This window comes from Bradyrhizobium sp. Kon56, assembly GCF_055807635.1.
The window spans coordinates 1-486 of record NZ_JBVVOU010000150.1 but is presented as its reverse complement, the minus strand read 5'-3'; the positions used below and the strand labels follow the sequence as shown (position 1 = coordinate 486).

At 43.8% G+C, this 486-nt stretch carries 1 protein-coding gene; it reads left to right on the top strand.

The features are described 5' to 3' along the window. The coding region (locus AC0L3B_RS38370) for a hypothetical protein (RefSeq protein ID WP_473382786.1) at positions 1-318 on the top strand (318 nt) is incomplete at its 5' end. Positions 319-486: the final 168 nt, after the last annotated feature.

Sequence of the window (486 nt, the reverse complement as noted above, 5' to 3'; positions counted from 1 at the left end):
ATTGCTGATATGTCTTTACCTACGTATGACATCGAATCGAGAGAACGTGGTGGTACTCCTAGACCTTTTGGAGGCATTGAGGTCTTCGAAACCCTTGAACGCTATGAAATGGAGATTCCTACTCTAGTAGTGACATCGTATCCAGTATTCAGCGAGGGATCGAAAAGCTTGGGGCTAACAGAGCTATCAAAACAGCTGAAAAAGGACTTCCCTAACACCTTTTTAGATACCGTATATTTTGATTCAGCATTCTCTGACTGGGAGCTTCGCATCGAATCTAATCTTAGATCAATTTTAGAGAAAAAAAATGCCTCTTGACATACTTTTGCTAGAAGACGACCCGGCAAAAAAAGGGAAACTCCTTGCCCTGCTCAAAGATAAAGGTCTATTTGGGCGTCTGGACGTTGCTATCTGCACGAGCCAAGCACTAGAGCTAATTGAAGATCGCCCACGCTATGACTTGTTAATAGCCGACGTGGTCGTACC